This window comes from Pseudomonadota bacterium, from assembly GCA_016719885.1.
In the GTDB taxonomy this organism is placed as follows: domain Bacteria; phylum Pseudomonadota; class Gammaproteobacteria.
The window spans coordinates 259,211-284,137 of sequence record JADJYF010000006.1 but is presented as its reverse complement, the minus strand read 5'-3'; the positions used below and the strand labels follow the sequence as shown (position 1 = coordinate 284,137).

21 protein-coding genes and 2 pseudogenes are annotated in these 24,927 nt (G+C 66.4%); 14 read left to right on the top strand and 9 right to left on the bottom strand.

Annotated features, from left to right (window positions below; all coding sequences use genetic code 11):
* Nucleotides 1-61: 61 nt before the first annotated feature.
* From IPM80_08805 to IPM80_08785, 5 genes are read right to left on the bottom strand one after another with little or no spacing between them, the layout of a single operon-like run.
* A complete protein-coding gene (locus IPM80_08805) occupies nucleotides 62-457 on the bottom strand; it encodes a hypothetical protein (protein MBK8958525.1) in 396 nt (131 codons plus the stop codon).
* A 58-nt stretch (nucleotides 458-515) separates the two neighbouring features.
* Entirely contained in the window at nucleotides 516-926 is a 411-nt protein-coding gene (locus IPM80_08800) for a hypothetical protein (GenBank protein MBK8958524.1), read from the bottom strand.
* Nucleotides 923-1,447: a hypothetical protein gene (locus IPM80_08795; GenBank protein ID MBK8958523.1), complete on the bottom strand. Its 525-nt coding sequence runs from the start codon at nucleotides 1,445-1,447 to the stop codon at nucleotides 923-925. Before IPM80_08795 ends, IPM80_08800 begins: the two co-directional genes overlap by 4 nt.
* 1 nt (nucleotide 1,448) lies before the next feature.
* On the bottom strand, nucleotides 1,449-2,810 hold the full coding sequence (gene purB / locus IPM80_08790; protein MBK8958522.1) for an adenylosuccinate lyase: 1,362 nt from the start codon (nucleotides 2,808-2,810) through the stop codon (nucleotides 1,449-1,451).
* A 20-nt stretch (nucleotides 2,811-2,830) separates the two neighbouring features.
* On the bottom strand, nucleotides 2,831-3,874 hold the full coding sequence (locus IPM80_08785; GenBank protein MBK8958521.1) for an aldo/keto reductase: 1,044 nt from the start codon (nucleotides 3,872-3,874) through the stop codon (nucleotides 2,831-2,833).
* 88 nt (nucleotides 3,875-3,962) lie between these two features.
* Here IPM80_08785 and rnt point away from each other — a divergent pair, with 88 nt between their 5' ends.
* Entirely contained in the window at nucleotides 3,963-4,583 is a 621-nt protein-coding gene (rnt, locus tag IPM80_08780) for a ribonuclease T (protein ID MBK8958520.1), read from the top strand.
* Between the two features lie 9 nt (nucleotides 4,584-4,592).
* Here rnt and IPM80_08775 read toward each other — a convergent pair whose 3' ends face one another.
* Nucleotides 4,593-5,909 carry a TRZ/ATZ family hydrolase gene (locus tag IPM80_08775; protein ID MBK8958519.1) on the bottom strand — a complete coding sequence of 439 codons (1,317 nt, stop codon included), beginning with the start codon at nucleotides 5,907-5,909 and terminating at the stop codon, nucleotides 4,593-4,595.
* A gap of 63 nt (nucleotides 5,910-5,972) precedes the next feature.
* Here IPM80_08775 and mtnA point away from each other — a divergent pair, with 63 nt between their 5' ends.
* From mtnA to IPM80_08710, 13 genes and pseudogenes are all read left to right on the top strand, one after another.
* On the top strand, nucleotides 5,973-7,016 hold the full coding sequence (gene mtnA, locus IPM80_08770; protein ID MBK8958518.1) for an S-methyl-5-thioribose-1-phosphate isomerase: 1,044 nt from the start codon (nucleotides 5,973-5,975) through the stop codon (nucleotides 7,014-7,016).
* Between the two features lie 106 nt (nucleotides 7,017-7,122).
* Entirely contained in the window at nucleotides 7,123-9,765 is a 2,643-nt protein-coding gene (gyrA, locus tag IPM80_08765) for a DNA gyrase subunit A (protein MBK8958517.1), read from the top strand.
* 93 nt (nucleotides 9,766-9,858) lie between these two features.
* Nucleotides 9,859-10,944 carry a prephenate dehydratase gene (gene pheA, locus IPM80_08760; GenBank protein ID MBK8958516.1) on the top strand — a complete coding sequence of 362 codons (1,086 nt, stop codon included), beginning with the start codon at nucleotides 9,859-9,861 and terminating at the stop codon, nucleotides 10,942-10,944.
* Between the two features lie 28 nt (nucleotides 10,945-10,972).
* Nucleotides 10,973-11,854 carry a prephenate dehydrogenase/arogenate dehydrogenase family protein gene (locus tag IPM80_08755; protein ID MBK8958515.1) on the top strand — a complete coding sequence of 294 codons (882 nt, stop codon included), beginning with the start codon at nucleotides 10,973-10,975 and terminating at the stop codon, nucleotides 11,852-11,854.
* Nucleotides 11,838-13,145 carry a 3-phosphoshikimate 1-carboxyvinyltransferase gene (aroA, locus tag IPM80_08750; protein ID MBK8958514.1) on the top strand — a complete coding sequence of 436 codons (1,308 nt, stop codon included), beginning with the start codon at nucleotides 11,838-11,840 and terminating at the stop codon, nucleotides 13,143-13,145. The genes IPM80_08755 and aroA overlap by 17 nt, the downstream gene beginning before the upstream one ends.
* A pseudogene (locus IPM80_08745) lies at nucleotides 13,145-13,842 on the top strand ((d)CMP kinase). Before aroA ends, IPM80_08745 begins: the two are co-directional and overlap by 1 nt.
* A 117-nt stretch (nucleotides 13,843-13,959) precedes the next feature.
* Nucleotides 13,960-15,627 (top strand): 30S ribosomal protein S1, encoded by a 1,668-nt coding sequence (gene rpsA, locus IPM80_08740; protein MBK8958513.1) that lies wholly within the window; start codon nucleotides 13,960-13,962, stop codon nucleotides 15,625-15,627.
* Nucleotides 15,628-15,694: 67 nt separating this feature from the next.
* Nucleotides 15,695-16,069, top strand: a complete 375-nt coding sequence (locus IPM80_08735; GenBank protein MBK8958512.1) for an integration host factor subunit beta — start codon at nucleotides 15,695-15,697, stop codon at nucleotides 16,067-16,069.
* Between the two features lie 102 nt (nucleotides 16,070-16,171).
* On the top strand, nucleotides 16,172-16,465 hold the full coding sequence (locus tag IPM80_08730; GenBank protein ID MBK8958511.1) for a LapA family protein: 294 nt from the start codon (nucleotides 16,172-16,174) through the stop codon (nucleotides 16,463-16,465).
* The gene (lapB, locus tag IPM80_08725; GenBank protein MBK8958510.1) at nucleotides 16,455-17,648 is read left to right on the top strand and encodes a lipopolysaccharide assembly protein LapB; all 1,194 of its coding nucleotides are present in this window, start codon (nucleotides 16,455-16,457) and stop codon (nucleotides 17,646-17,648) included. The genes IPM80_08730 and lapB overlap by 11 nt, the downstream gene beginning before the upstream one ends.
* A 56-nt stretch (nucleotides 17,649-17,704) precedes the next feature.
* The gene (gene pyrF / locus IPM80_08720; protein ID MBK8958509.1) at nucleotides 17,705-18,421 is read left to right on the top strand and encodes an orotidine-5'-phosphate decarboxylase; all 717 of its coding nucleotides are present in this window, start codon (nucleotides 17,705-17,707) and stop codon (nucleotides 18,419-18,421) included.
* Nucleotides 18,414-21,877: pseudogene (gene mfd, locus IPM80_08715) on the top strand (transcription-repair coupling factor). The gene pyrF and the pseudogene mfd overlap by 8 nt, the downstream one beginning before the upstream one ends.
* A gap of 1 nt (nucleotide 21,878) precedes the next feature.
* A complete protein-coding gene (locus tag IPM80_08710) occupies nucleotides 21,879-22,625 on the top strand; it encodes a hypothetical protein (GenBank protein ID MBK8958508.1) in 747 nt (248 codons plus the stop codon).
* Between the two features lie 83 nt (nucleotides 22,626-22,708).
* On the opposite strand, the gene IPM80_08705 is transcribed toward IPM80_08710, so the two are convergent.
* Genes IPM80_08705 through IPM80_08695 form a run of 3 tightly spaced genes read right to left on the bottom strand, consistent with a single transcriptional unit; the run spans nucleotide 22,709 to nucleotide 24,884 of the window.
* Nucleotides 22,709-23,455 carry an S-methyl-5'-thioinosine phosphorylase gene (locus IPM80_08705; GenBank protein MBK8958507.1) on the bottom strand — a complete coding sequence of 249 codons (747 nt, stop codon included), beginning with the start codon at nucleotides 23,453-23,455 and terminating at the stop codon, nucleotides 22,709-22,711.
* Nucleotides 23,452-24,012 (bottom strand): hypoxanthine-guanine phosphoribosyltransferase, encoded by a 561-nt coding sequence (locus tag IPM80_08700; GenBank protein MBK8958506.1) that lies wholly within the window; start codon nucleotides 24,010-24,012, stop codon nucleotides 23,452-23,454. Before IPM80_08700 ends, IPM80_08705 begins: the two co-directional genes overlap by 4 nt.
* Nucleotides 24,009-24,884 (bottom strand): ATP-binding protein, encoded by an 876-nt coding sequence (locus IPM80_08695; GenBank protein MBK8958505.1) that lies wholly within the window; start codon nucleotides 24,882-24,884, stop codon nucleotides 24,009-24,011. The genes IPM80_08700 and IPM80_08695 overlap by 4 nt, the downstream gene beginning before the upstream one ends.
* Nucleotides 24,885-24,927: the final 43 nt, after the last annotated feature.

Here is a 24,927-nt window from a genome sequence, read left to right as displayed (position 1 = left end):
AAATCCTGTGGCCTGGGCCGGCGCCGGGGGCGCCGCGCGTGAGGCCGCTATTGTCGTGGACTTAGGGGGCGACTTCCACTTTTACCCACACGTCGTAGGCCTGGTCATCGCGACGCTCGGTGCGGGTCAATTCGCTGTTGCTGCTGTCGTGACTGGCGCTGGTCGCGCCGCCCAGCGGCAACCATTCGCCGAGCCGTCCGCGCACCACGGTGTCGACGCCGCGCTCGGCTGTCATGCCGCCGCCCTCGCGCGCCAGCTGGTCGTTGTAGGGCGAGATCTCGAGCGTCACCTCGTCGCCCGCCAGGCGCGGCGTCACGTACACGCCGCTGCCGACCTTGCGATACTCGAGTGACTGCTGGACGTTGGCGCCGTAAGGCGTCAGCAGCGCCGACGATTGCGGCAGCGGCACCGAGCGCCCGGTGGCGATATAGGCCGGCGTGCCTTCGATGGCCAGCACGAAATGGCTGCTGGCGCGCGCGTCCTGGTCGTGGGTGCGATAGCTCTCGACGCTCGCGTCAGCGCGTTCGCCCCTGGTAGCGCACGGCCGCGCCGGGCGCGTCGCCGGGGCCGCCGAGACCGGCCGCGACGTCGGCCTGGCCGGCACGCAGGCGCGCCGCCAAGGCATCGGCCGCGCCCTGACTGGCGTTGCCGACGTTCTGGCGCACGGTGATGCGCAGCTGCCGCTGGCGCGTGTCCAGTCCCGCCAGCACCTGTTTCAGATCGGCCAGGTTGGCCGGCGTGCTGCGAATGATGACCTGGTTGTCGAGGCCGGTGACGGTGCCGCCTTCGGCCACCAGTTCGCGCAGGGTCGGCACGAGATCGTTGGCCAGGCGATGTTTGAGCGGGATGACTTCCATGACCAGCAAATCGGCCAGCGCGGCGCTACACAGCATGCACAGCAGCAGGGCCGTCGCCAGTCGCGTCATAGATGCAGTCTCCTGAAATTCGAATCCAGCTGGCCGCGCTGCCAGAGCTGCTCGAAGCGCTCGCAGAGGGCGGTGGCGCCGCGCCGGCTGGCGAAATCGACTTCCGCATCGTAGCGGTCGGAAAACTGGCGACGCACGTAACCGACGTTATCGGCAATCAGCAGCGCTTCGTTGAAGCTCTTGTGCTGTGGGGCGGGCGTGCGGATCTCGATGAAGGTGGTGAGGCGGGTGGCGAGCTCGACGAGGCGGTGGCCCTGGCCGACCAGCGGGCGCGGCTCGAGGATGAACAGCCGCACCCGCGCGCTGCGATGGCCGAGCGTCATCTGCTTGACGGCGGCGACGAAGGGCTCGTTGTCGAACAGCGGCGCGTCGAGATGGCGGCTGACGATGTCGAGTGTGCGCCGCGCCTGGCTGGCCATGGCGAGACACACCTCGGCCAGCGCGTCACGCGTCGCCACCTCGAACGGCGCGGCGCTGACGCCCAGCACATGCATGGCGGTCGGCGCGGCTCCGTCGTGCATGTCAGATGTCGCGCGCGAGCTCGGTGGCGAGGCCGATGTAGCTCGCCGGTGTCAGCGCCTTCAGCGCCGCGCGCGCCTCGGCCGGGATGGCGAGACCATCGATGAAACGATGCAGCCCGTCGCGCTCGATGCGCTGACCGCGCGTCAACTGTTTCAGCTGCTCGTAGGAATCGTTGATGCCATAGCGCCGCATCACGGTCTGCACCGGCTCGGCGAGGATCTCCCAGGCCTGGTCGAGATCGCGCGCCAGCGTGTCGCGATCGATTTCGAGCTTGGCCAGGCCTTGCGCCAGCGAACGACAGGCGATGAGCGTGTAGCCCAGCGCCGCGCCCAGATTGCGCAACACGGTGGAGTCGGTGAGGTCACGCTGCAGACGCGAAATCGGCAGCTTGCGCGCGAAGTGGCCGAGCAGCGCATCGGCGAGGCCGAGGTTGCCTTCGGCGTTTTCGAAATCGATGGGATTGACCTTGTGCGGCATGGTCGAGGAACCGACCTCGTGCTCGAGCTTCTTTTGGCGGAAATAGCCGAGCGAGATATAGCTCCAGATGTCACGCGAGAGATCGATCAGCACCGTGTTGACGCGCGCCAGCGCGTCGCAATACGCGGCCACGCAATCGTGCGGTTCGATCTGCGTGGTGTAGGGATTGAATTCGAGACCCAGCGCCGCCACGAAGCCGCGCGCCAGCGCCGGCCAATCGACTTCGGGATAGGCCACCACGTGGGCGTTGTAGTTACCCACCGCGCCGTTGATCTTGCCGAGCATGGCCACCGCTTCGAACTGCGCGAGCTGGGCCTTGAGACGGGCACTGACGTTGGCCATCTCCTTGCCCATGGTGGTGGGCGTGGCGGTCTGGCCGTGGGTGCGGGCCAGCATCGGCACGTCGGCAAAGGCATGCGCGAGCTTGCGCAGTTCCTCGTTGATGGCATGCAGCGCCGGCGCCACCACCGTGTCGCGCGCATCGCGCAACATCAGGCCATAGGAGAGATTGTTGATGTCTTCCGAGGTGCAGGCGAAATGGATGAAGGGAATGGCGCCGGCCAGCGCCGCCTGCTCGCCAAACTGTTCACGCAGAAAATATTCGACCGCCTTGACGTCGTGATTGGTGGTGCGCTCGATGGCCTTGATGCGCGCCGCGTGCTCGACGTTGAAGCCGTCGACGATGGCGTCCAGGTGGGCCACGGTCGCGGCCTCGAAGGCCGGCAGTTCGGCGATGCCGCCGGCCGCGGCCAGTGCCTTCAGCCACTCGACTTCGACCAGCACGCGGTAGCGAATCAAGCCGTATTCACTACAGGTATTGCGCAAGGCGCCGGTGTGGCGGGCATAACGGCCGTCGAGCGGCGACAGGGCGGTGAGTTCCGACAATGGCGGAACGACGGGAACGGTCACGGACACGGGTTGGGGATCTCCTCATGCACGGCGTCGATGGCGCGCACGACGTCGCGGGGCAGTTTGAGCGTGGCCGCGCCGAGATTGGTGCTCAGTTGCGCGGCGGTGGTGGCGCCTATGATAACGCTGGTGACATAGGGTTTCGACGCGATGTAGGCCAGTGCCATGGCCGCCGGCTCGAGCCCGGCGGCGCGCGCGATGGCGGCATAGCGGGCGCTGGCGGCGTGGGCGGCCGGCGAGGTGAACTGCCGGTAATGACGCGCATGACGGCGCAGGCGTGCATCCTCGCTCACCTCGCCGGTGGCGTACTTGCCGCTCAACAGCCCGCCCGCGAGCGGGCTGTAGGCGAGCACACCGCAGCGTTCGCGCCATGCTACCTCGGCCAGCCCGCTTTCGACGCCGCGATTGAGCAGGTTGTAGGGGTTCTGCACGGTGACGATGCGTGGCAGGCCATGCAGCGCCGCGAGTCGCAGGAATTCGCCCATGCCCCACGGCGTTTCGTTGGCGATGCCGATGTGCCGCAGCTTGCCGGCCGTGATCAGCGCGGCGAGCGCGCGTAATGTTGCCTCGATGTCGAACGGCGCTTCGTCGCGCGCCGGCTTGAAGCCGCGTTGACCAAAGAAGTGGGTGGCGCGATCGGGCCAGTGCAGTTGCATGAGATCGATGCATTCGATACCGAGACGCGCCAGCGAGCCGTTCACCGCGGCTTCAAGGTTGTCACGATCGTGACGCGAGCGTCCGCCGCGAATCCACGGCACGAAGGCGGCGGGGCCGGCGGCCTTGGTCGCGATCAACAGGTGCTGACGCCTGCCCGAGTTCGCCAGCCAGCGGCCGATGATGCGTTCGCTGTCGCCATAACTCGCGGCGGCGGCGGGCGCCGGATAGAGTTCGGCGCTGTCGATGAGGTTGATGCCGGCGGCGCAGGCCGCGTCCAATTGGGCATGGGCCTCGGCTGCGCTATTCTGTGCGCCAAAGGTCATGGTGCCGAGCGCGAAGCGGCTGACCTCGAGATCCGTGTTTCCTAGCCTGGACTTTTCCATTGAAATCAAGTTACGCAGCACTCACGCATGAGCCCATCGGATGGCTTGCGGCGGCGTCATGGGCCGCTCCGTGCGTGCCGTGCCGCCCATGACCGAGAACGTCATCGCCAATCGCTTTCGCGGCTTCCTGCCGGTCATCGTCGATGTCGAGACCGGCGGCTTCAATCCCCGCACCGATGCGTTGTTGGAAATCGCCGCGGTCACCCTGGAGGTCGACGCCGACGTCGGCTGGCGTCGTCAGGCCACGTTCGCGTTTCACGTGCGGCCCTTTCCCGGCGCCAATCTCGAACGTCGTGCGCTGGAGTTCAACAAGATCGATCCCTTCCACCCGTTTCGACTGGCGGTGGAGGAGACCGAGGCCATGAAGGAGATCTTCACGGCCGTGCGTCGGCAGATCAACGAACACGGCTGCACGCGCGCGGTGCTGGTGGGCCACAATCCGGCCTTCGACCTGTCCTTCGTCAAGGCCGCCGCCGAGCGCTGTGGCATCAAGGACATGCCGTTCCACAATTTCAGCACCTTCGATACCGCGGCCCTGTCGGGTCTCGCCTACGGGCAGACGGTGCTGGCGCGCGCGGTGCGTGCGGCGGGCTTCAAGTGGGACCCGTCAGCCGCCCATTCCGCCATCTACGATGCGGAGCGTACCGCCGACCTGTTCTGTTCCATCGTCAACAAGTGGGACCAGGCCATCGGTATTCCGCAGGACTGACTCGCGCGCTCAGGGTTGGCGGATGCGCTGGCCCCAGTCGTCGCTGGCGGCACGCAGGTCGCCGAGATCCAGCGTCATGAGCTGACGGTCGCGCACCACGCGCCGTCCGCCCACCCACACCTGCGCCACCTGGTCACGGTGGCCGCTGTAGATGATCTGCGAAACCGGGTCGTACACCGGCCGTGCGCGTGCGTCGCCGAGATCGATGGCGACCATGTCGGCCTGCTTGCCGATTTCCAGCGAGCCGATGCTGCGCTCGAGGCCGAGCGCCAGCGCGCCGTTGTAGGTGGCCATGCGCAGTGCCTGGGCAGCGGGCAGCGCACACGGATCGCCGGCCACGCCCTTGGCCAGCAGCGAGGCGGTGCGGATCTCACCGAGCATGTCGAGATCGTTGTTGCTGGCCGCGCCGTCGGTGCCGCAGGCCACGTTCACCCCGCGCGCCAGCAGTTTGTCCACCGGGCAAAAGCCGCTGGCAAGTTTCAAATTCGATTCCGGGCAATGCACGACCGTCGCGCCGCTGTGGGCGAGCAGATCGAGTTCGTCGTCGTCGAGGCAGGTCATGTGCACGCCGACCAGGCGCGGCGTGACCAGGCCCAGGCCCTGCAGGCGCCGCAGCGGCCGCACGCCGCTGACGGCGATGGCGCGCTCCACTTCATCCTGGGTTTCCTGCACGTGCATGTGCACCGGCACGTCCAGTTCCTCGGCCAGCGTCGCGATACGGCGCAGCGCATGGTCGTCGACCGTGTAGGGCGCGTGGGGCGCGAAGGCGCTGGTGATGAGCGGATGATCGCGGAAGGTGTCGTGCACCGCCTGGCCCTTGCGGAAATACTCGTCGACGTCGGCCGCCCAGGCGCTCGGGAAGCCGATCACGATCATGCCGATGACGGCGCGTATGCCGGCCTCGATGGCGGCCGACGCCGCCTCGTCGCCGAAGAAGTACATGTCGTTGAAACAGGTGGTGCCGCCGAGCAGCATCTCGGCGGCGGCGAGGCGCGTGCCGTCGCGCACGAACTCGCGATTGATGCTGCGCGCTTCGGCCGGCCAGATGTGATTCTCCAGCCAGTCCATCAAGGGCCGATCGTCGGCCATGCCGCGAAACAGGCTCATGGCCGCGTGGGTGTGGGCGTTGACCAGGCCCGGGATCAACGCGTGCTCCGGCAGCGGGATTTCTTCGACGTGCGGGCCGGCGCTGCGCCATTGCGCGGTCGGCACGATGGCGGCGATGAGGGAATCCTCCAGCACCACGGTGTGATGATCGAGCACGGTATTGGCAGGTTCGACCGGGATGACCCAGCGCGCGTGGATGGCCTGGACGGATGGCGGCATGGAGAACTTAAGCAGGCGTCGATTTCGGTCTAAAGTACCACAGCAATTCAAGGGAACCCACGCATGTCGACGAACCGCGAAGCCACCCAGGCCATACGCTGGTGTGACGATCATCTGCTGCTGCTCGACCAGCGTCTGCTGCCCAAGGAAGTGAGCTACATCGCCTGTCATGACGCCGACAGCGCCGCCGATGCGATACGCAGCATGGTGGTGCGCGGCGCGCCGGCCATCGGCATCACCGCCGCCTACGCGGTGGCGCTGTCGGCGCGCAGCCATTTCGCGCGCCTCGGCGCCGAGTGGCGTTCGGCGGTGGCAAGCGATCTTGCCATGCTGCGCGAAACACGCCCGACCGCGGTCAACCTCATGTGGGCGCTGGACGTGATGGCGGCCGCCTGTGTCGACCTCGAAGGCGACCCCTACGCCGCGCTGCTGGCCTTGGCGCTGCGCCTGCACGACGAGGATCTGGCCGCCAATCGCGCCATGGGCGACTTTGGCGCGCGCCTGATCGCGCCCGGCTCGGGCGTGCTGACCCATTGCAACGCCGGCGCGCTCGCCACCGCCGGTTACGGCACGGCGCTCGGTGTGATCCGCAGCGCCTGGCGCGACGGTCGCATCACCGCGGTCTATGCCGGCGAGACGCGTCCCTGGCTGCAGGGCGCGCGCCTGACGGTGTGGGAACTCATGCAGGACGGCATCGACGCCACCCTCATTGCCGACAGCGCCGCCGCCTGGCTCATGGCCGAGGGGCGCGTGCAATGGGTCATCACCGGCGCCGACCGGGTGGCCGCCAATGGCGACACGGCCAACAAGATCGGCACCTATGGTCTCGCCACGCTGGCGCGCGCGCACGGCGTGCGGTTCATGGTCGCGGCGCCGATGTCGACCGTCGATATCGCCACCGCCAGCGGCGCCGACATCGTCATCGAACATCGTGAGGGGCGCGAATTGACCCAACTCGGCGGCCTCGAAGTGGCGGCCCCGGGCGTGCGTGCATTGAACCCGGTATTCGACGTGACGCCGGCCCATCTCATCGACGCCTTGGTCACCGAGAAGGGCGTCATCGAGCGTCCCGACGCGGCCAGCATCGCGGCGCTCTGCGGCGCCTGAACGCGGCCCGCTACAGGGGTGCCTTGATCGAAATCAGCGTGTTATACTGCGCGCTTCCCGTCGCCGGGAAATTCTCATAAAAATTCAATAAGTTATTTTATTTCCCATGGCCGATTTCGCGCGCCAGCTGGTGCCTGTCAACATCGAGGACGAAATGCGCCAGTCCTACATGGATTACGCCATGAGCGTAATCGTGGGACGCGCACTGCCGGATGCCCGCGACGGGCTCAAACCGGTGCATCGCCGCGTGCTGTACGCGATGCAGGAAACCAGCAACGTCTGGAACCGGCCGTACGTCAAATGCGCCCGCGTGGTCGGCGAGGTGATGGGTAAATACCACCCGCACGGCGACAGCGCCATCTACGACACCCTGGTACGCATGGCGCAGGATTTCTCGCTGCGCTACACGCTCATCGACGGCCAGGGCAACTTCGGCTCGGTCGACGGCGATCCGCCGGCCGCCATGCGTTACACCGAGTGCCGCCTCGATCGCATCGCCAATGAACTGTTGGCCGACATCGACAGGGACACCGTCGATTTCGTGCCCAACTACGACGGCAAGGAACAGGAACCGACGGTGCTGCCGTCACGCATTCCGAACCTGCTCGTCAATGGTTCCAGCGGCATCGCGGTCGGCATGGCGACCAACATCGCGCCGCATAACCTGCGCGAAGTGATCGACGCCTGCGTGGCGCTGATCGACGAGCCAAGCCTCGATGTCGACGCCTTGATGCGTTACATCCCGGGCCCCGATTTCCCCACCGCCGGCATCATCAACGGCTCGGCCGGCATCCGTGAGGCCTACCGCACCGGGCGCGGCCGCATCTACGTGCGGGCGCGCGCCGACATCGAGAACGGCGACACCGATTTTTCCAGCATCGTCATCACCGAGTTGCCCTACCAGGTCAACAAGGCGCGCCTGATCGAGAAAATCGCCGAGCTCGTCAAGGAAAAGAAGATCGAGGGCATCCGTCCCGACGGTCTGCGCGACGAGTCCGACAAGGACGGCATGCGCATCGTCATCGAAGTGAAACGCGGCGAGAGCGCCGAGGTGTTGCTCAACAACCTGTATCGCCACACGCAGATGCAGTCGGTGTTCGGCATCAACACCGTGGCGCTGGTCGATGGGCAGCCGCGCACCCTCAACCTGCTGGACCTGCTCGATTGCTTCCTGCGTCATCGTCGCGAAGTGGTGACGCGGCGCACGCTGTTCGAAGTGCGCAAGGCGCGCGAACGCGCGCACATCTTGGAAGGCCTGGCGGTGGCGCTGGCCAACATCGACCCGATCATCGAGCTGATCAAGGCCTCGCCCAATCCCAACGAGGCGCGTGAAGCCTTGATGGCGACCGCGTGGGCGCCGGGCGTGGTGATGGCGATGTTGGAACGCGCCGGCTCCGACGTCTCGCGGCCGCAGGATCTGCCCGCGCAGTTCGGCATGAAGGACGACGGCTATCACCTGTCCGAGCGCCAGGCCAAGGAAATTCTCGACATGCGCCTGCAGCGCCTGACCGCGCTCGAGCAGGACAAGATCCTCGAGGAATACCGCGAGGTGCTGGCGCGCATCGATGACCTGCTCGACATCCTGCATCGTCCCGAGCGCCTGATGCAGGTCATCCGCGACGAGCTCATGGAGATCCGCGAGCAGTTCGGCGACGCGCGACGCACGCAGATCGTCGAGACCCACGAGAACCTGTCGCTGGAAGATCTCATCTCGCAGGAAGACGTGGTGGTGACGCTGTCCCACGCCGGCTACGCGAAGTCGCAGCCCATCGAGGTCTACCGTTCGCAGCGCCGCGGCGGCAAGGGCAAGACCGCCACCACCACCAAGGACGAGGATTTCGTCGACAAGCTGTTCGTGGCCAATACCCACGACACCATGTTGTGCTTCTCCAATCACGGCAAGCTGTACTGGCTGAAGGTCTACGAAGTGCCGCAGGCCGGGCGCACCGCGCGCGGCCGGCCGCTGGTCAACCTGTTGCCCCTGGTCGAGAGCGAGCGCATCACCGCGGTGCTGCCGATCAAGGAATTCGACGCCGAGCTCTACGTGGTGATGGCGACCGCCAGCGGCGTGATCAAGAAGACTTCGCTGGACAATTTCTCGCGCCCGCGCAGCGCCGGCATCATCGCGGTCGATCTCGACGAGGGCGACCGCCTGGTGGGCGTGGCGCTCACGCAAGGTGCGGCGGATCTCATGCTGGTCAGCAGCGCCGGCAAGGCGGTGCGTTTCTCCGAGCGCCATGTGCGGCCCATGGGGCGGCTGGCGCGCGGCGTGCGGGGTATCACCCTGGGTGAAAGCCAGGAAGTGATTGCGCTGATCTCGATGGAAGGCGACGGCACGGTGCTGATCGCGACCACCAAGGGCTACGGCAAGCGCACGCGCTTCGAGGAATTCCCGGTCAAGGGCCGTGGTGGCCTCGGTGTCATCGCCATCCAGGAAAGTGAGCGCAATGGTTCGGTGATCGGCGCTGTGGCGGTGTCCGATGACGACGAAATCATGCTCATCAGCGACAAGGGCACCCTGGTGCGCACGCCGGTCGCCGGCATCTCGGTGATCGGCCGCAACACCCAGGGCGTGCGCCTGATCGCGCTGGCCGAGGGGGAGGCCTTGGTCGGCGTTGAACAGATTGCCGATCTCGCCGGCATCGCCGCCGACGGCGGTGAACTCGACAACGGCGAGAGCGTGGACGGCGATGATGGCATTGCCGACGACGACAGCAGCGACGGCGCCGACGGCGCCGCCACCGAATAGCGCGCGAGGGCGCGGCTGGCGTGACCCCGTCCAAGCGAAAGCCCGCGCGTTGGCGTCGCAGCCTTGCGCCACGGCTCATGGATTGAGTCAGGCATGTCGACCGAACAGCGCATAGGCGAATTGCGCGTCATGATAGACGCGGTCGACGACGAGCTACTGCAATTGCTCAATCGCCGCGCGGCGCTGACCATGGAAGTCGGCGAGGTCAAACGCGCCAGCGGTACCGCCACCGAGTTCTACCGCCCCGAGCGCGAAGCGCGCATCCTGCGCCGCCTGCTTCAGTCCAATCCCGGCCCGTTGCCGGACGAGGACCTGGTGCGCGTGATGCGCGAGATCATCTCCACCTGTCTGTCGCTGGAACATGCCTTGCGGGTCGCCTATCTCGGCCCCGAAGGCACCTATACCCACGCCGCGGTGATGAAGCATTTCGGCGGCGCCATCGAGCCGGTGGCGAGCACCAGCGTTGGCGAAGTGTTTCGTGAAGTCGAGGCGCGCGCCTGTGACTACGGCGTGGTGCCGATAGAAAATTCGGTCGGTGGTTCGATCAACCAGACGCTCGATTGCCTGGCCGAATCGTCCTTGCGCATCTGCGCCGAGATCGTGCTGGCCGTGCATCACCAGCTGTTGAGCACGGTCGCCAGCCTGCAGGAAGTGCAGCGCGTGTACGCCCATGAGCAGGCCCTTGCGCAATGTCGCGGCTGGCTCGATCTGCATCTTCCCGGCGCCGAGCGCATCGCCTTGAGTTCCAACGCCGCCGCCGCGCAGCGTGCGCGCGCCGAAAGCGGCAGCGCCGCGATCGCGAGCGTCGACGCCGGACTGCGCTACGGCTTGACCGCGCTGGCGGCCAATATCGAGGATTTTCCGCACAACACCACGCGCTTCGCGGTGCTGGGGCGCACCATTCCGCGTGACAGTGGCGACGACGTCACGAGCGTGATGTTCGGCCTGCCCAACAAGGCGGGCGCCCTGCATGCGATCCTGAGCGTGCTGGCCGAGCGCGGCATCAGCATGACGCGCATCGAATCGCGTCCCGCCCGCAATGGCGTCTGGGACTATCTTTTTTTCGTCGACCTCCTGGGCCACAGCGACGACCCGGTGGTGGCGGCGGCGCTGGCCGAGATCGAAAGTCGCGCAAGCCTGTTCAAGTTGCTCGGCAGTTATCCGCGCGCCATTCTCTGAGCGCTGCGCGGTTCTTTAAGGTGACAGCATGATTTCCAAGCTGGTGGTGATCGGCGTTGGCCTGATCGGTGGCTCGCTGGCCTGCGCGTTGCGCAAGGCGGGCAAGGTCGAACGCGTGGTCGGCGTCGGGCGCGGTATTGCCAATCTCGAGCAGGCGGTCGCCCTCGGCGTCATCGACAGCTACAGCCAGGACGCGGCCCAGGCGGTCGCCGATGCCGACATGGTCGTGATCGGCGCGACCCTGGGCTCGACCGCCGACATCCTCGCGCGCATCGCGCCGGCGCTCGAGCCCCACGCCATCGTCACCGACGTCGGCAGCACCAAGGCCAGCGTGGTGGCGGCGGCGCGCGCCGCGCTCGGCGCGCAATTCTCGCGCTTCGTGCCCGGCCATCCGATTGCCGGCACCGAGCACAGCGGCGCGCAGGCGGCGTTCGCGGAACTCTACGTCGGGCACCGAGTGATCCTGACGCCGGAGGCCGACACCGATGCCCAAGCCCTCGCCACCGTGCAATCGATGTGGCAGGCCACCGGCGCGCGCGTGACGCAGATGTCGGTGACCGATCATGATCGCGTGCTGGCCGCCACTTCGCATCTGCCGCACATGCTGGCCTTCACCCTGGTCGACCTGCTGGCGGAAGCCTCCGATGCCGACGACATCTTTGCCTTCGCGGCCGGCGGCTTTCGTGATTTCACCCGTATCGCCTCCAGCAATCCCGAGATGTGGCGCGACATCGCGCTCGCCAATCGCGATGCGCTGCTGACTATCTGTGGCGCCTACGCGGCGCGTCTCGAACGCCTGATGCAGGCGTTGCGCGACGGCGATGGCGCGACCCTCGAACTATCCTTCAAGCGCGCCAAACAGGCGCGCGATCGCTGCGTAGTACCGGAAGCCAATGCACGTCGCCAATGATCTCATCGTCGCGCCCGGGGGCGCGCTGACCGGCAGCATCGTCATTCCTGGCGACAAGTCCGTTTCCCATCGCGCGGTGATGTTCGGCGCACTGGCCGATGGCGTGTGCCAGGTGTCGGATTGCCTGCTCGGCGAAGACGTGCTCGCGACCATGGACGCGTTTCGCGCGCTCGGCGTCACGGTCGACAATCACGGTGACGGGCGACTGACCGTGCACGGTGTCGGCGTCGACGGCTTGCGCGCACCGGCGGCGCCGCTCTACCTCGGCAATTCCGGTACCTCGATGCGCCTTTTGTGCGGCATCCTGGCCGGCGCCGGACTGCCCGCCACCTTGACCGGCGACCCGTCCCTGAGTCGCCGTCCGATGCGACGCGTGGCGGAACCCTTGAACCGCATGGGCGCGCGCCTCACCACCGCCGAGGGTGGCACGCCGCCGGTGAGCCTGGCTGGCGGTGGACATCTGACGGCCATTGATTACCAGCTGCCGGTCGCCAGCGCCCAGGTCAAATCGGCGGTATTGCTGGCCGGCCTCTATGCCGACGGCGTGACGCGCGTGACCGAGCCCGCGCCGACCCGCGACCACACCGAACTCATGCTGCGCGCCTGCGGCGTGGAACTCGACAGCCACGGCGGCACCGTCAGCCTGCGCGGCGGCCAGCGCCTCAAGGCTTTCGACATTGCCGTGCCGGCCGACATCTCCTCGGCAGCGTTCTTCATCGTCGGCGCCGCCATCGCACCCGGCAGCCGCCTGACCATGCCGGCGGTGGGCGTCAACCCGACCCGTACCGGCGTGCTCGACATCATGGCGGCGATGGGGGCGCGCATCGATCATGGCGCGCCGCGCCGGGTCGGCAGCGAGCCGGTCGCCGATCTGACCGTGCATGGCTCGGCATTGCGCGGTATCGACATTCCGCAGGCCGCCGTACCGCTCGCCATCGACGAATTCCCGGCGATCTTCATCGCCGCCGCCTGCGCCGAGGGCCGCACCGTGCTGCGCGGCGCCGAGGAACTGCGTCACAAGGAAAGCGACCGCATCGCGGTCATGGCCGAAGGTCTCAATGCGCTCGGCATCCGCACCGAGGTGTACGACGACGGCATCGCCATCGACGGCGGCGCCCTGCAGGGCGGCGAGATCGATGCCCAGGGCGACCACCGCATCGCCATGGCCTTTGCGGTCGCGGCGCTGCGCGCTGCCGGCCCCATCACCATACGCAACGCCGCCAACATCGCGACTTCTTTTCCGACCTTCGTAGCTGCGGCCCGCGCCTGCGGTCTCAGGATTGCGCCCTGATGGCGGCCGGCGTCGCGCCCGTCATCACCATCGACGGCCCGAGCGGCACCGGCAAGGGCACGCTGGCGCGCCTCATCACCGCCTGGCTCGGCTGGCATCTGCTTGATTCCGGGGCGCTTTATCGCGTCACGGCGCATTTCGCCCAGGGCCGTGGCGTGGCCCTCGACGATGCCGAGGCGGTCGCCGCGCTGGCCGCTTGCCTGCCGGTCGAGTTCGTCGAAGGCGAGGGCGATACCCGCGTGCTGCTCGAAGGCCGGGACGTCACCGACCTCATCCGCAGCGAGGAAGCCGGCGCGCGCGCCTCGCAGGTGGCGGCCCTGGGGCCGGTGCGCGCGGCACTGCTCGCTCGCCAGCATGCCTTCGCCCAGGCCCCGGACTGGTCGCCGACGGACGCGACATGGGCACCGTGGTGTTTCCCGCCGCCGACCTCAAGATCTACCTCACGGCGAGTGTCGAGGAACGCGCCCAGAGGCGCTACAAGCAATTGAATGAAAAAGGAATGGGTGTTAACCTCCCGCAGCTTTTAGGGGACATCGCCGAGCGGGATCGTCGCGACGAACAGCGTTCCATCTCCCCTCTTAAGCCAGCAACCGACGCCATCATTCTCGATACGACCGATAGCGATATCGCCGCCGTGGTCCTGCATGTCAAACGTCTGGTGCGGGAAGCGGGCCTGGCCAGCGGCGCAACGTCCTGAGCGACACGCCGGGTTTCAGCCCATCCGATCAACAACACACAGCTAGGAGACGGAAAGGTCTGCAAGAAGCCCAGCCGAGATGGCTGTGGCGCGTCAGGCTTTCGTTTAAACAAACATATGGCGGAAAGTTTCGCAGAATTATTTGAAGAGAGTCAGGTCGCTGCCAAGATGCGGCCCGGCACCATCGTCAAGGGCATCATCGTCGAGATCCGTTCGGATTTCGTGGTCGTGAATGCCGGACTCAAGTCCGAGGGTGTCATTCCGCTCGAACAGTTTCGCAACAATGCCGGTGACGTTGACGTCAAGGTAGGCGACGAGATCGACGTCGCCCTGGACGCGGTCGAAGACGGCTATGGCGAAACCCGCCTGTCGCGCGACAAGGCCAAGCGTGCCAAGGCCTGGGAAGAACTCGAGAAGGCCTGCGAAACCAACGAAACCGTCATCGGTATCATCAGCGACAAGGTCAAGGGCGGTTTCACCGTCGACATCAGCACCATCCGCGCCTTCCTGCCCGGCTCGCTGGTCGACGTGCGCCCGGTGCGCGACACCAGCTACCTCGAAGGCAAGCCGCTCGAATTCAAGGTCATCAAGGTCGACCGTCGCCGCAACAACGTGGTGGTTTCGCGCCGCGCGGTGGTGGAGAGCGAGAACTCGGCCGAGCGCGAAGCGCTGCTCGAGGGCCTGAACGAAGGCGCGACCATCAAGGGCCTGGTCAAGAATCTCACCGACTACGGTGCGTTCATCGACCTCGGCGGCATCGATGGCCTGCTGCACATCACCGACATGGCCTGGCGCCGCGTCAAGCATCCGTCCGAAGTGGTCAATATCGGCGACGAGATCGAAGTGAAGGTGCTGAAGTTCGATCGCGATCGTCAGCGCGTGTCGCTCGGCCTCAAGCAGCTCGGCGACGATCCGTGGGTCGATATCGCGCGCCGCTATCCCGAGCATTCGCGCCTGTTCGGCAAGGTCTCGAACATCGCCGACTACGGCTGCTTCGTCGAGATCGAAGAGGGCGTGGAAGGCTTGGTGCACGTGTCCGAAATGGACTGGACCAACAAGAACGTGCATCCGTCCAAGGTCGTGCACCTCGGCGAAGAAGTCGAAGTCATGGTGCTCGACATCGACGAAGAGCGTCGCCGTATCTCGCTCGGCATGAAGCAGTGCCGTTCCAATCCCTGGGAAGAATTCGCCGCCACCCACAACAAGGGTGAGCGCGTGGTCGGCAAGATCAAGTCGATCACCGACTTTGGCATCTTCATCGGCCTGGACGGCGGCATCGACGGTCTCGTGCACCTGTCGGATCTGTCGTGGGACCTGCCCGGCGAAGAAGTGGTGCGCAACTACAAGAAGGGCGACGAACTGGAAACCGTGGTGCTGGCGGTGGATGCCGAACGCGAACGTATTTCGCTGGGCGTCAAGCAGCTCGCGCAGGATCCGTTCTCGACCTACCTCGCCCAGCATGGCAAGGGTGTGATCGTGACCGGCAAGATTGTCGCGGTCGATGCCAAGGGCGCGACCATCGATCTGGCCGAGGGTGTCGAAGGCTCGCTGCGTGCCTCCGAGATCTCCATCGACCCGGTCGACGATGCGCGCAAGGTGTTGCGCGAAGGCGAAGAAGTGGAAGCGCTGATTGTCGGCGTCGACCGCAAGCGTCGCGTCGTCAACCTGTCGATCAAAGCCAAGGAGAGCGAGGAAGAGCAGGCCGCTCTGCAGGAATACAGTGCCGACAACGACGGCACTCGCACGACGCTTGGCGATCTGCTGAAGGAGCAGCTCGACCGATAGTCGTTGCGCGCGCGTTCCTCGACCCGGAGGAACGCGCGTCCTGACCGCAGGAAAACAGAGAACAATAATGACGAAGTCTGAACTGATCGAATCGTTGGTGCGCAAACAGTCGCAGCTGGGCTATCGTGACGTTGAGTTGGCCGTCAAGACCATGCTCGAACACATGGGCCAGACCCTGGCAACCGGCGAGCGCATAGAAATTCGTGGCTTTGGAAGTTTCTCTCTGCACTACCGGCCGCCGCGCGTGGGACGCAATCCCAAGTCCGGCGATCCGGTATCCCTGCCGGCCAAGTATGTGCCGCACTTCAAACCGGGCAAGGAGCTGCGTGAGCGTGTCAACCTGGGCGCCGAAACCGCGCCCGAGATCAAGCTCGCACGCGACTACGATCCGGATACCGATGGCGACAATGACCTGTTGGACGATTACGACGACGAGTCGTAGCTCCGCGCCCTCATCGCCGCGGTCGCGCGGCCGCGTCTCCGATGCGTGTCCGTTTGCCCTTGAACTCGAGGACCCGCGCCCCGGGGCGGGATCAATCCTGACATGACGCGCCTCATCTATCTCTTGGTTGCCGTGCTGGTGGCCCTGGCCGGCCTCGCATTTCACATCCGCAACAAGCAGGACATCGTGCTCGACTATTTTGCCGGCACGGTCACGGTGGAGTTGTCGCTGGTGGTGGTCGCTTCGCTGGTGGCGGGCGTGCTGCTGGGCGCGCTGGTGACGGCAAGCACCGTGCTGCGCCTCAAGGCGGAGATCCGCCGCTTGAAGCGCCGTCAGCAGATCGCGGGCCGCGAACTGGCGAGCCTGCGCGCGATTTCAGCCAAAGATGTCCCCTGAGTACCTTTTCGGCCTGGTGGTATGCCTGCTGCCGGTGGCGGCGCTGTCGGGGTGGCTGATAGGCCGGCGTGACGCCGGTGGGCGGCGCGGCACGCGCGGGCGGGGCAGCAGCGGCGGTCTGTCCTCGGATTACATCCGCGGTCTCAATTTCCTGCTCAATGACCGTCCCGACAAGGCCATCGAAGTCTTCATCAAGGCCATCGAGGTCGAGAGCGAAACGGTCGAGACCCATCTCGCGCTCGGCAACCTGTTCCGGCGTCGCGGCGAAGTCGACAGGGCCATACGCATCCATCAGAACATCGTGGCGAGACCCAGTCTCGAATTCGACCAGCGTGCGCTCGCGCTGCTCGAACTCGGTCTCGATTACATGCGCTCGGGTCTTCTCGATCGCGCCGAGAGCCTGTTCAAGGAATTGCTGGAGAGCGGCGCCCACCAGCGCCAGGCCATCGATCACCTGGTCGACATCTACCAGCAGGAGCGCGACTGGGACAAGGCGCTCGAATACACCCAACGCCTGGAAAAGCTCGGCAATACCGATCTGCGCGACCGGCGCGCCCATTTCCTGTGCGAGCAGGCCGATGCGCTGCTCGCCGAGGGTGATGTCGAGGAAGCCAGCGCGCGCCTGCGCCAGGCGCTGGCGGTCGATGACAAATGCGTGCGCGCGAGCCTCATGCAGGCGCGTCTCGCCATGACGGCCGGCGCCTACGAGGCTGCCATCCGTCACCTGCAGCGCATCGAAACGCAAAACGTGGCATTCATCTCGGAAGCCATCGTGCCGCTGGTCGAGTGTTATCGCACGCTCGACCGCACGCCCGAACTGGTTGCCTACCTCGAACGTCTCGGCACCCTGCGCACCGGTGTCACGCCAGTGTTGATGCTGGCCGAAATGCTGCGCGAACTGGACGGTGTCGATGCGGCCAAGCAGCGCATGGTCGATGAATTGAAACAGCGCCCGACGGTGCGCGGCATCGACAGGCTGATTGGCTATTCGCTGGCCACCGCCGAAGGCGAAGCGCACGAGAGCCTCACCCTGCTGAAGGAAGTCACCTCGCGGCTCATCGAGCAGAAATTGAACTACATGTGCGGCAAGTGCGGCTTCAAGGGCCGTTCGCTGCATTGGCATTGCCCGAGCTGCAAATCGTGGAACTCGGTCAAGCCCATACACGGTATCGAGGGCGAATAGCACTCTACGCGTCGGTCGGCCGCCGTGCACGCCGGCCTCATTCCAGAATTCGACTCATGACAGATCAAGACAAGCCTCTCATCGTTGCCCTCGATTACGCCGATGCCGGCGCCGCGCTGGCGCTCGCCGATCAACTGGACCCGGCGCAGTGCCGCGTGAAGGTCGGCAAGGAGTTGTTCACCCGTGCGGGCCCCGAGGTGGTGCGCAAGCTCGTGACGCGCGGCTTCGCGGTGTTTCTCGATCTGAAATTCCATGACATCCCCAACACCGTGGCGGGTGCCTGCCGTGCCGCCGCCGATCTCGGCGTGTGGATGATGAACGTGCACGCCGCCGGCGGCGAAGCGATGATGCGCGCGGCGCGTACCGCGCTCGGCGATGATGCCCAACGGCCGCTGTTGATTGCGGTCACGGTGTTGACCAGTTTCGACGAGCCGACGCTGCACGGCGTCGGCGTGGCCGGCACCATCGCCGCGCAGGTCTCGCGCCTCGCGGCCTTGACCGAAGCCGCCGGTCTCGACGGCGTGGTGTGTTCGCCGCTCGAGATAGCCCAGCTGCGCGCCGAGCGCGGCGCCGCGTTCAAGCTCGTGACGCCCGGCGTACGGCCGGCCAGCAGCGGCGTCGACGACCAGGTGCGGGTGGCGACGCCCGGCGCCGCCATCGGCGCCGGGGCATCCTTCCTCGTGGTTGGACGGCCGGTCACCCAGGCGCCCGATCCGCTGGCGGCGCTGGCGGCCATCAACGCCGAAATCGCCGCTGCCCGACGTCATGGCTGACACGCCCGCACGCCTGAGTCCGCTGACGGCGGCCGTCGCGCCGGCAGCGGGACGCATTGCCCACTGGTCACGTCTCTACGGCGGCGCGCGAGCGCTCGCCATTGCCACCACGGCCGCCGCGCATCGCGGACCGGTGCTGGTGGTGGCGGCGGACGCCGCGGCGGCGGCGCGCTACGAACACGAGATTGGATTTTTCGCGCCGGACCTGCCGCGCTTCAATCTGCCCGACTGGGAAACCCTGCCTTACGACCGCTTCAGTCCCTACCAGGACATCACCTCCGAGCGCATCGCCACCTTGTCGGCATTACCGAGCCTGCAACGCGGCGTGGTGATTGTCGCGGTGCAGACCGCCTTGCACCGCCTGCCGCCGCGCGCCTGGCTGGAGGGCCGCGCGTTCCATCTCCGGCGCGGCGAGAAACTCGACCGCGATGCATTCCGTCGCCGCCTCGACGCGGCCGGCTACCGCGCGCAGTCGCAAGTCGCCGAGCACGGAGATTTCGCGGTGCGCGGCGCGGTGATCGATGTCTTCCCGATGGGCACCGACTCGCCGTTCCGCATCGACCTGTTCGACGACGAGATAGAAACGCTGCGCCTGTTCGATCTCGAGACCCAACGCTCGACCGACGAAGTCGACTCCATCGCCGTGCTGCCGGCGCGCGAGTTTCCGCTGGACGAAGCGGCGACGCGTGAATTCCGCCGCGCCTGGCGCGTGGAATTCGAAGGCAAGCCGCAGGACTGCCCGGTCTACCAGGATGTCGGTGAAGGCCTCGCGCCGGCCGGCATCGAATACTACCTGCCGCTGTTCTTCGACCAGCTCGATCTCATCGCTGATTATCTGCCGCGCGACACGCTGGTGATACTGGACGAATCAGCGCAAGCGATGGGTGAGCGCTTCGGCGAGGCGGTGGCCGAGCGCTATGAACAGCTGCGTCATGACGTCGAACGGCCGCTGGTCAAACCGGCGCGCCTGTTCGCCGAGCCCGCCGAACTGCTGCAAGGTTTGATGGCCCATGCCTGCGTCGAGGTCAGCGGCTTGTCGTCCGACGATGCGGCTGGGCTCGAGTTCGCCACCCGTACGCCGGTGCGCGTGCCGATAGACGCGCGCGCCGCCGCGCCCTTCGCCCTGCTGACCGATCACATCGCGCGCTGCGACGGGCGCGTATTGCTGCTGGCCGATTCATTGGGCCGTCGCGAGAGCATGCTGGAACTGTTCCAGCAGCAGCCGTTCCGGCCGCGCGCCTTGATTCGTGGCAGGAATTCCTGGCTTCCGATGCGCCGGTCGGCATCGCGGTCGCGGCCTTGCACGACGGCGCCGAGCTCGACGAGCCACGCCTGTCGCTGTTGACCGAAGGGCAGCTGTTCGGCGAACGCGCGGCACAGCGGCGTCGGCGACGCGCCAGCACCGACCAGGAAGCGGTGATCCGCAACCTCACCGAACTGCGTCCCGGTGCGCCGGTGGTGCATGAACAGCATGGCGTCGGCCGCTACGTGCGGCTGGAAGTGCTGACCGTCGGCGGCGTCACCAACGAGTTCATCAAGATCGAATACGCCGACGGCGACAATCTCTACGTGCCGGTCAGCGCGCTCGATCGCATCAGCCGCTACTCCGGCGTCGACCCCGACCACGCGCCGCTGCACAAACTCGGCAGCGGCCAATGGGAGAAGGCGCGGCGCAAGGCTCACGAGAAGATCCGCGACGTCGCCGCCGAACTGCTGGAAATCCATGCCCGTCGCGCGGCGCGCAAGGGCCATGCCTTCAAGCTCGATCGCGCCGGTTTCGCGGCTTTCGAAGCGGGCTTCCCGTTCGAGGAGACGCCGGACCAGCTGAACGCCATCGCCGGCGTGCTGGCGGACATGCAGCGCGAACAACCGATGGACCGCCTGGTCTGCGGCGACGTCGGCTTCGGCAAGACCGAAGTGGCGATGCGCGCCGCCTTCATCGCCGTCAACGATGGCCACCAGGTCGCAATCCTGGTGCCGACCACGCTGCTCGCGCGCCAGCACTACGAGTCGCTGAAGGACCGCTTCGCCGACTGGCCGGTCAGGGTCGGTCAGCTGTCGCGCTTCAGTGACAGCAAGGAAACCAAGGCCACGCTCGCCGGCATCGCCGACGGCACCGTCGACATCGTGGTCGGCACCCACAAGCTGCTCGGCAAGGACATCAAGTTCAAGCGGCTGGGCCTCTTGATCATCGACGAAGAGCATCGCTTCGGCGTGCGACAGAAGGAGAAGATCAAGGCGCTGCGCGCCGACATCGACATCCTCACGCTCACCGCCACGCCGATCCCGCGTACCCTCAACATGGCCTTGTCCGGCACCCGCGAGCTGTCGATCATCGCCACCGCGCCGTCGCGGCGCCTGGCCATCAAGACCTTCGTGCGCGAGTGGTCGGATGCGCTGCTGCGTGAAGCCATCCTGCGCGAGATCGGCCGCGGCGGGCAGGTCTACTTCGTGCATAACGAAGTGGAGAACATCCAGGAGATGGCGGAGACCGTCGCGCGGATAGCGCCCGAGGCGCGTATCGCCGTGGCCCATGGCCAGATGCGCGAAAGCGAGCTCGAGCACGTGATGCTCGACTTCTACCATGGCCGCTGCAACGTGCTGTTGTGCACCACCATCATCGAGACCGGTATCGACGTGCCGAACGCCAATACCATGATCATCAACCGCGCCGACAAGTTTGGCCTCGCGCAGCTCTACCAACTGCGCGGACGCGTCGGCCGTTCGCATCACCGCGCCTACGCCTATCTCGTCATTCCGCATCGCAAGGAGATCACCGCCGACGCGGTCAAGCGCCTGGAAGCCATCGAGTCGCTGGAAGATCTCGGCGTCGGCTTCACCCTCGCCACGCACGATCTCGAGATCCGCGGCGCCGGCGAGATCCTCGGCGAGGAGCAGAGCGGGCAGATCCAGGAGATCGGCTTCGGCCTCTACAGCGAATTGCTCAATCGCACGGTGGCGGCGCTCAAGAGTGGCCGCGGCATCGATCTGGACGAAGCCATGGATGCGCGCACCGAGGTCGAGCTGCATGTGCCGGCCCTGCTGCCCGACGATTACCTGCCCGACGTGCACACGCGCCTCATTCTCTACAAGCGCGTTGCCAGCGCGCGCACGGTGGCGGAGCTCGATGACCTGCGCGAGGAGCTCATCGATCGTTTCGGCCTGTTCGGCGAACCGGTGGACAACCTGTTCCGCGTGACGTCTTTCAAACTCGAAGCCGAAGCCCTGGGCATCCGCCGCATCGATCTCGGCAGCCGCGGCGGTCGCATCGAGTTTCACCCCAAGCCCAACGTCGAGCCCATCCGCATCATCGAACTCATTCAACGCGACCGCGCCTACCGCCTGGATGGCGGCGAGAAACTGCGCATAACCAAGGAACTGCCCGATGCCGAGTCACGCTTCACCGAGCTCAAGAGCGTGTTTGAACGTCTCGCGCGCAAACAGGCGGCGGCCTGAGGTGATGCTGCGCGCGCTGCTGCTGTGCGTGTTGCTGGCGGCGCCGGGACTGGCGGCCGCGCGCTGGTACCAGGTCGAGGTGGTGGTGTTCCGGCACAACGTCGAGTCGGCCGCGGGCGGTGAACAATGGCCGGCCATGACCGAACTGCCGGACTTCAGCGACAGCATGGACTTGATCACCGACCTGCCGGCCATGGGCGACGAGCCCGGCGACACGCAGACCCCCCAGGGCGCCGGGCCGATAGCGTTCAAGGCCCTCGAGCGCAATGAACGCGGCCTCAACGATGTCGAGCGGCGACTGCGCAACAGTCGTGAATACGCGCCCTTGCTGTCGGCCGCATGGCGTCAGCCGAGCTTCGGTGTGGCCGGCGCCAAGCGCGTGCACCTGTCCGATGTCGACACCCGCGGTTCGACCTTGACCCGCCAGGGCGGCGAGGGCGATTCAACGGCGGCGGTGGCGCTGACGCCGCGTATCGAGGGCACGGTGATGGTCAAAGTGGCGCGCCAGATGAGCGTCGACATCGATTTCATCTACGACCATGACGGCACGCCGGTCAGGCTCAAGGCCTCACGTGGCATGAAGCTGCGCGAACTGCATTACTTCGATCATCCCTTGTTCGGCGTGCTGGTACAGGTCGTGCCGTTCGATCTGCCCGAGGAAGATCCGGCCGCCGGCGCCGGCAGCGACGAGCCGCTGGATGAGGGTGCCGGGCAGGACGACGGTGGTGCGGTGACGGAGCCGGATTGATGGTTGAATTGTGGGTCCGACTTCAGTCGGACATTGAAGCTGAGGCGTCAGACTGAAGTCTGACCCACAATGAACAGAAACCTTCAGGCCTTGCCCAGCCGCGCCGCCAGCGCCGCGATGACGCCGCGGATCCTGCCCATGCCGAGTCCGAGCTCGCGCTCGATATCCGCCATCGTGATCTCGCCCTTGGCGCGACCGGCCGCGGGATTGACCACCAGCGAAATGTTCGCGTAATCGATACCGAGCTCGCGCGCCAGCGCCGCTTCCGGCATGCCGGTCATGCCGACGATGGTGCAGCCGTCGCGTTCCAGTCGGTCGATCTCGGCGGCGCTTTCGAGACGCGGTCCCTGGGTCGCGGCGTACACACCCGATGCGCGCACGGCGATGCCGGCATCGCCGGCGGCGGAGAGCAAGTCTGCGCGCAGGCGCGGCGTGTAGGGGTCGCTGAAGTCGACGTGCTGCGGGTGCGGCTGGCTGCCGTCGGAATAGGTGTGCTCACGCCCGTAGGTGTAGTCGACCACCTGCTCGGGCACGACGATGACGCCGGTGCCGGCGGCGTGCTCGATGCCGCCCACCGCCGCGGTCGCGATGATGGCCGTGACGCCCGCATCGGCCAGCGCCGCGACGTTGGCGCGGTAGTTGATGAGATGCGGCGGCAGATGGTGATTGCTGCCGTGTCGCGGCAGGAACACGAGATCCACGCCGTGCAGGCGGCCGCGCGTCAGCGCCGCCGACGGTGCGCCCCAGGCCGTGATGACCTTGACGTGATTGACGTCGGCGAGTCCCGGCAGGTCGTACAGCCCGCTGCCGCCGATGATGCCGAGTTTCATGCGCCTGCTCCCACCGCGTAGATGCCCGGCGCGTTGCGCAGGTAACTCTTGTAGTCCATGCCGCACCCGAACAGGTATTCGTCCGGCAGGGTCAGCGCCGAGAAATCCGCGGCGGCAAGACCGGCGCGGTTGTCGATGGTCTTGGTCACCAGCACCGCGCTCAGCACTTCGGCCGCGCCCTGTGCGCGGCATTCGTCGATCAGCGCGGCCAAGGTCAGGCCGTGATCGAGGATGTCATCCACCACCAATACGCTGCGGCCGCGGATGGTCGCGGGCGGACGTTTGATCCAGGTGATGTCACCGCCGCTGGTGGCGAGGCCGTAGCGCGTCAAGTGCACGTAATCGACCTGCAGGGGAAAATCCAGGCGTTCGAGCAACAGGCCAAGCGGCATGGCGCCGCCGGTCATCACGCACAGCAACAGCGGATTGGCGCTCGCGAGACGCGCGGTGATGTTGGCGGCCATCGCATCGCAGGCGCGATGCACGTCCGCCATCGTCGCCAGGCAGCGCGCGCCGGCGCGCACCGCGGCAAGTTCGGCCGGCGGCGCCACGGTCATCGCCGCTGCTCCAGCGCCTGCTGGCCGGCATAGTCGCGTGCGAACTGGTGCGCGGCGCGGCCGCTGCGCGAGCCGTGCAGCAGCGCCCATTGCAGCGCGGCGGCACGCGCGGTGGCGAGGTCGGAAAGATCGGCTTTGAAGGCGCGCAGCCAATGCTCGGCGATGTCGAGGTAGCGATCCTGGCTCAAGGGGTGGAACGACAGCCACAGGCCGAAGCGTTCCGACAGTGAAATCTTTTCCTCCACCGCCTCCGCCTGGTGCAGTTCGCCGTCGATGATGCGCGCGCCCTGGTTGTCGGACTGGTGCTCGGGCATCAGGTGACGGCGGTTGGAGGTGGCGTAGATGATGATGTTGTCCGGCGTATCGAGCACCGAGCCATCGAGCACGGTCTTCAGCGCGCGGTAGGTGGCGTCGTTGTCGTCGAAGGAAAGATCGTCGCAGTAGATGACATAGCGTCCACGGCTGTCGTGCAGACGGTCGACGAAGTCGGGCAGGTCGACGAGATCCAGCCGGTCGACTTCCACCAGGCGCAGTCCGGCATTGGCGTAGTCGTTCAGGAGCGCCTTGACCAGCGACGATTTGCCGGTGCCGCGCGGGCCCCACATCAAGGCATTGTTGGCGGGTAGTCCGGCCAGGAACTGGCGGGTATTGCGTTCCAGCGCTTCCTTCTGTCGCTCGATGTGCAGCAGATCGGCGAGGCGCACCTTGTTGAAACGACGGATGGCTTCCAGGCGACCGGCGCCGCCGTTGGATTTACGCCAGCGCCAGGCAACGGCATCGTCGAGGTCATCGTCCTGCGGCGTCGGCACCAGGCGCTCGAGGCGCTCCAGCAACTGTTCGGCGCGGCGAAAGAATTTGTCTGCTTTTCCCAAGGAAGGCGTCCACTCGATTCGAATCGGGCGCCATTCTACTGCA

Bases quoted from the DNA above. Each gene is read 5' to 3' on its own strand.
- IPM80_08800 (MBK8958524.1), bottom strand. From the start codon at position 926: ATGACGCGACTGGCGACGGCCCTGCTGCTGTGCATGCTGTGTAGCGCC.
- IPM80_08795 (MBK8958523.1), bottom strand. From the start codon at position 1,447: ATGCACGACGGAGCCGCGCCGACCGCCATGCATGTGCTGGGCGTCAGC.
- IPM80_08785 (MBK8958521.1), bottom strand. From the start codon at position 3,874: ATGGAAAAGTCCAGGCTAGGAAACACGGATCTCGAGGTCAGCCGCTTC.
- rnt (MBK8958520.1), top strand. From the start codon at position 3,963: ATGACCGAGAACGTCATCGCCAATCGCTTTCGCGGCTTCCTGCCGGTC.
- IPM80_08775 (MBK8958519.1), bottom strand. From the start codon at position 5,909: ATGCCGCCATCCGTCCAGGCCATCCACGCGCGCTGGGTCATCCCGGTC.
- mtnA (MBK8958518.1), top strand. From the start codon at position 5,973: ATGTCGACGAACCGCGAAGCCACCCAGGCCATACGCTGGTGTGACGAT.
- gyrA (MBK8958517.1), top strand. From the start codon at position 7,123: ATGGCCGATTTCGCGCGCCAGCTGGTGCCTGTCAACATCGAGGACGAA.
- pheA (MBK8958516.1), top strand. From the start codon at position 9,859: ATGTCGACCGAACAGCGCATAGGCGAATTGCGCGTCATGATAGACGCG.
- IPM80_08755 (MBK8958515.1), top strand. From the start codon at position 10,973: ATGATTTCCAAGCTGGTGGTGATCGGCGTTGGCCTGATCGGTGGCTCG.
- aroA (MBK8958514.1), top strand. From the start codon at position 11,838: ATGCACGTCGCCAATGATCTCATCGTCGCGCCCGGGGGCGCGCTGACC.
- rpsA (MBK8958513.1), top strand. From the start codon at position 13,960: ATGGCGGAAAGTTTCGCAGAATTATTTGAAGAGAGTCAGGTCGCTGCC.
- IPM80_08735 (MBK8958512.1), top strand. From the start codon at position 15,695: ATGACGAAGTCTGAACTGATCGAATCGTTGGTGCGCAAACAGTCGCAG.
- IPM80_08730 (MBK8958511.1), top strand. From the start codon at position 16,172: ATGACGCGCCTCATCTATCTCTTGGTTGCCGTGCTGGTGGCCCTGGCC.
- lapB (MBK8958510.1), top strand. From the start codon at position 16,455: ATGTCCCCTGAGTACCTTTTCGGCCTGGTGGTATGCCTGCTGCCGGTG.
- pyrF (MBK8958509.1), top strand. From the start codon at position 17,705: ATGACAGATCAAGACAAGCCTCTCATCGTTGCCCTCGATTACGCCGAT.
- IPM80_08705 (MBK8958507.1), bottom strand. From the start codon at position 23,455: ATGAAACTCGGCATCATCGGCGGCAGCGGGCTGTACGACCTGCCGGGA.
- IPM80_08700 (MBK8958506.1), bottom strand. From the start codon at position 24,012: ATGACCGTGGCGCCGCCGGCCGAACTTGCCGCGGTGCGCGCCGGCGCG.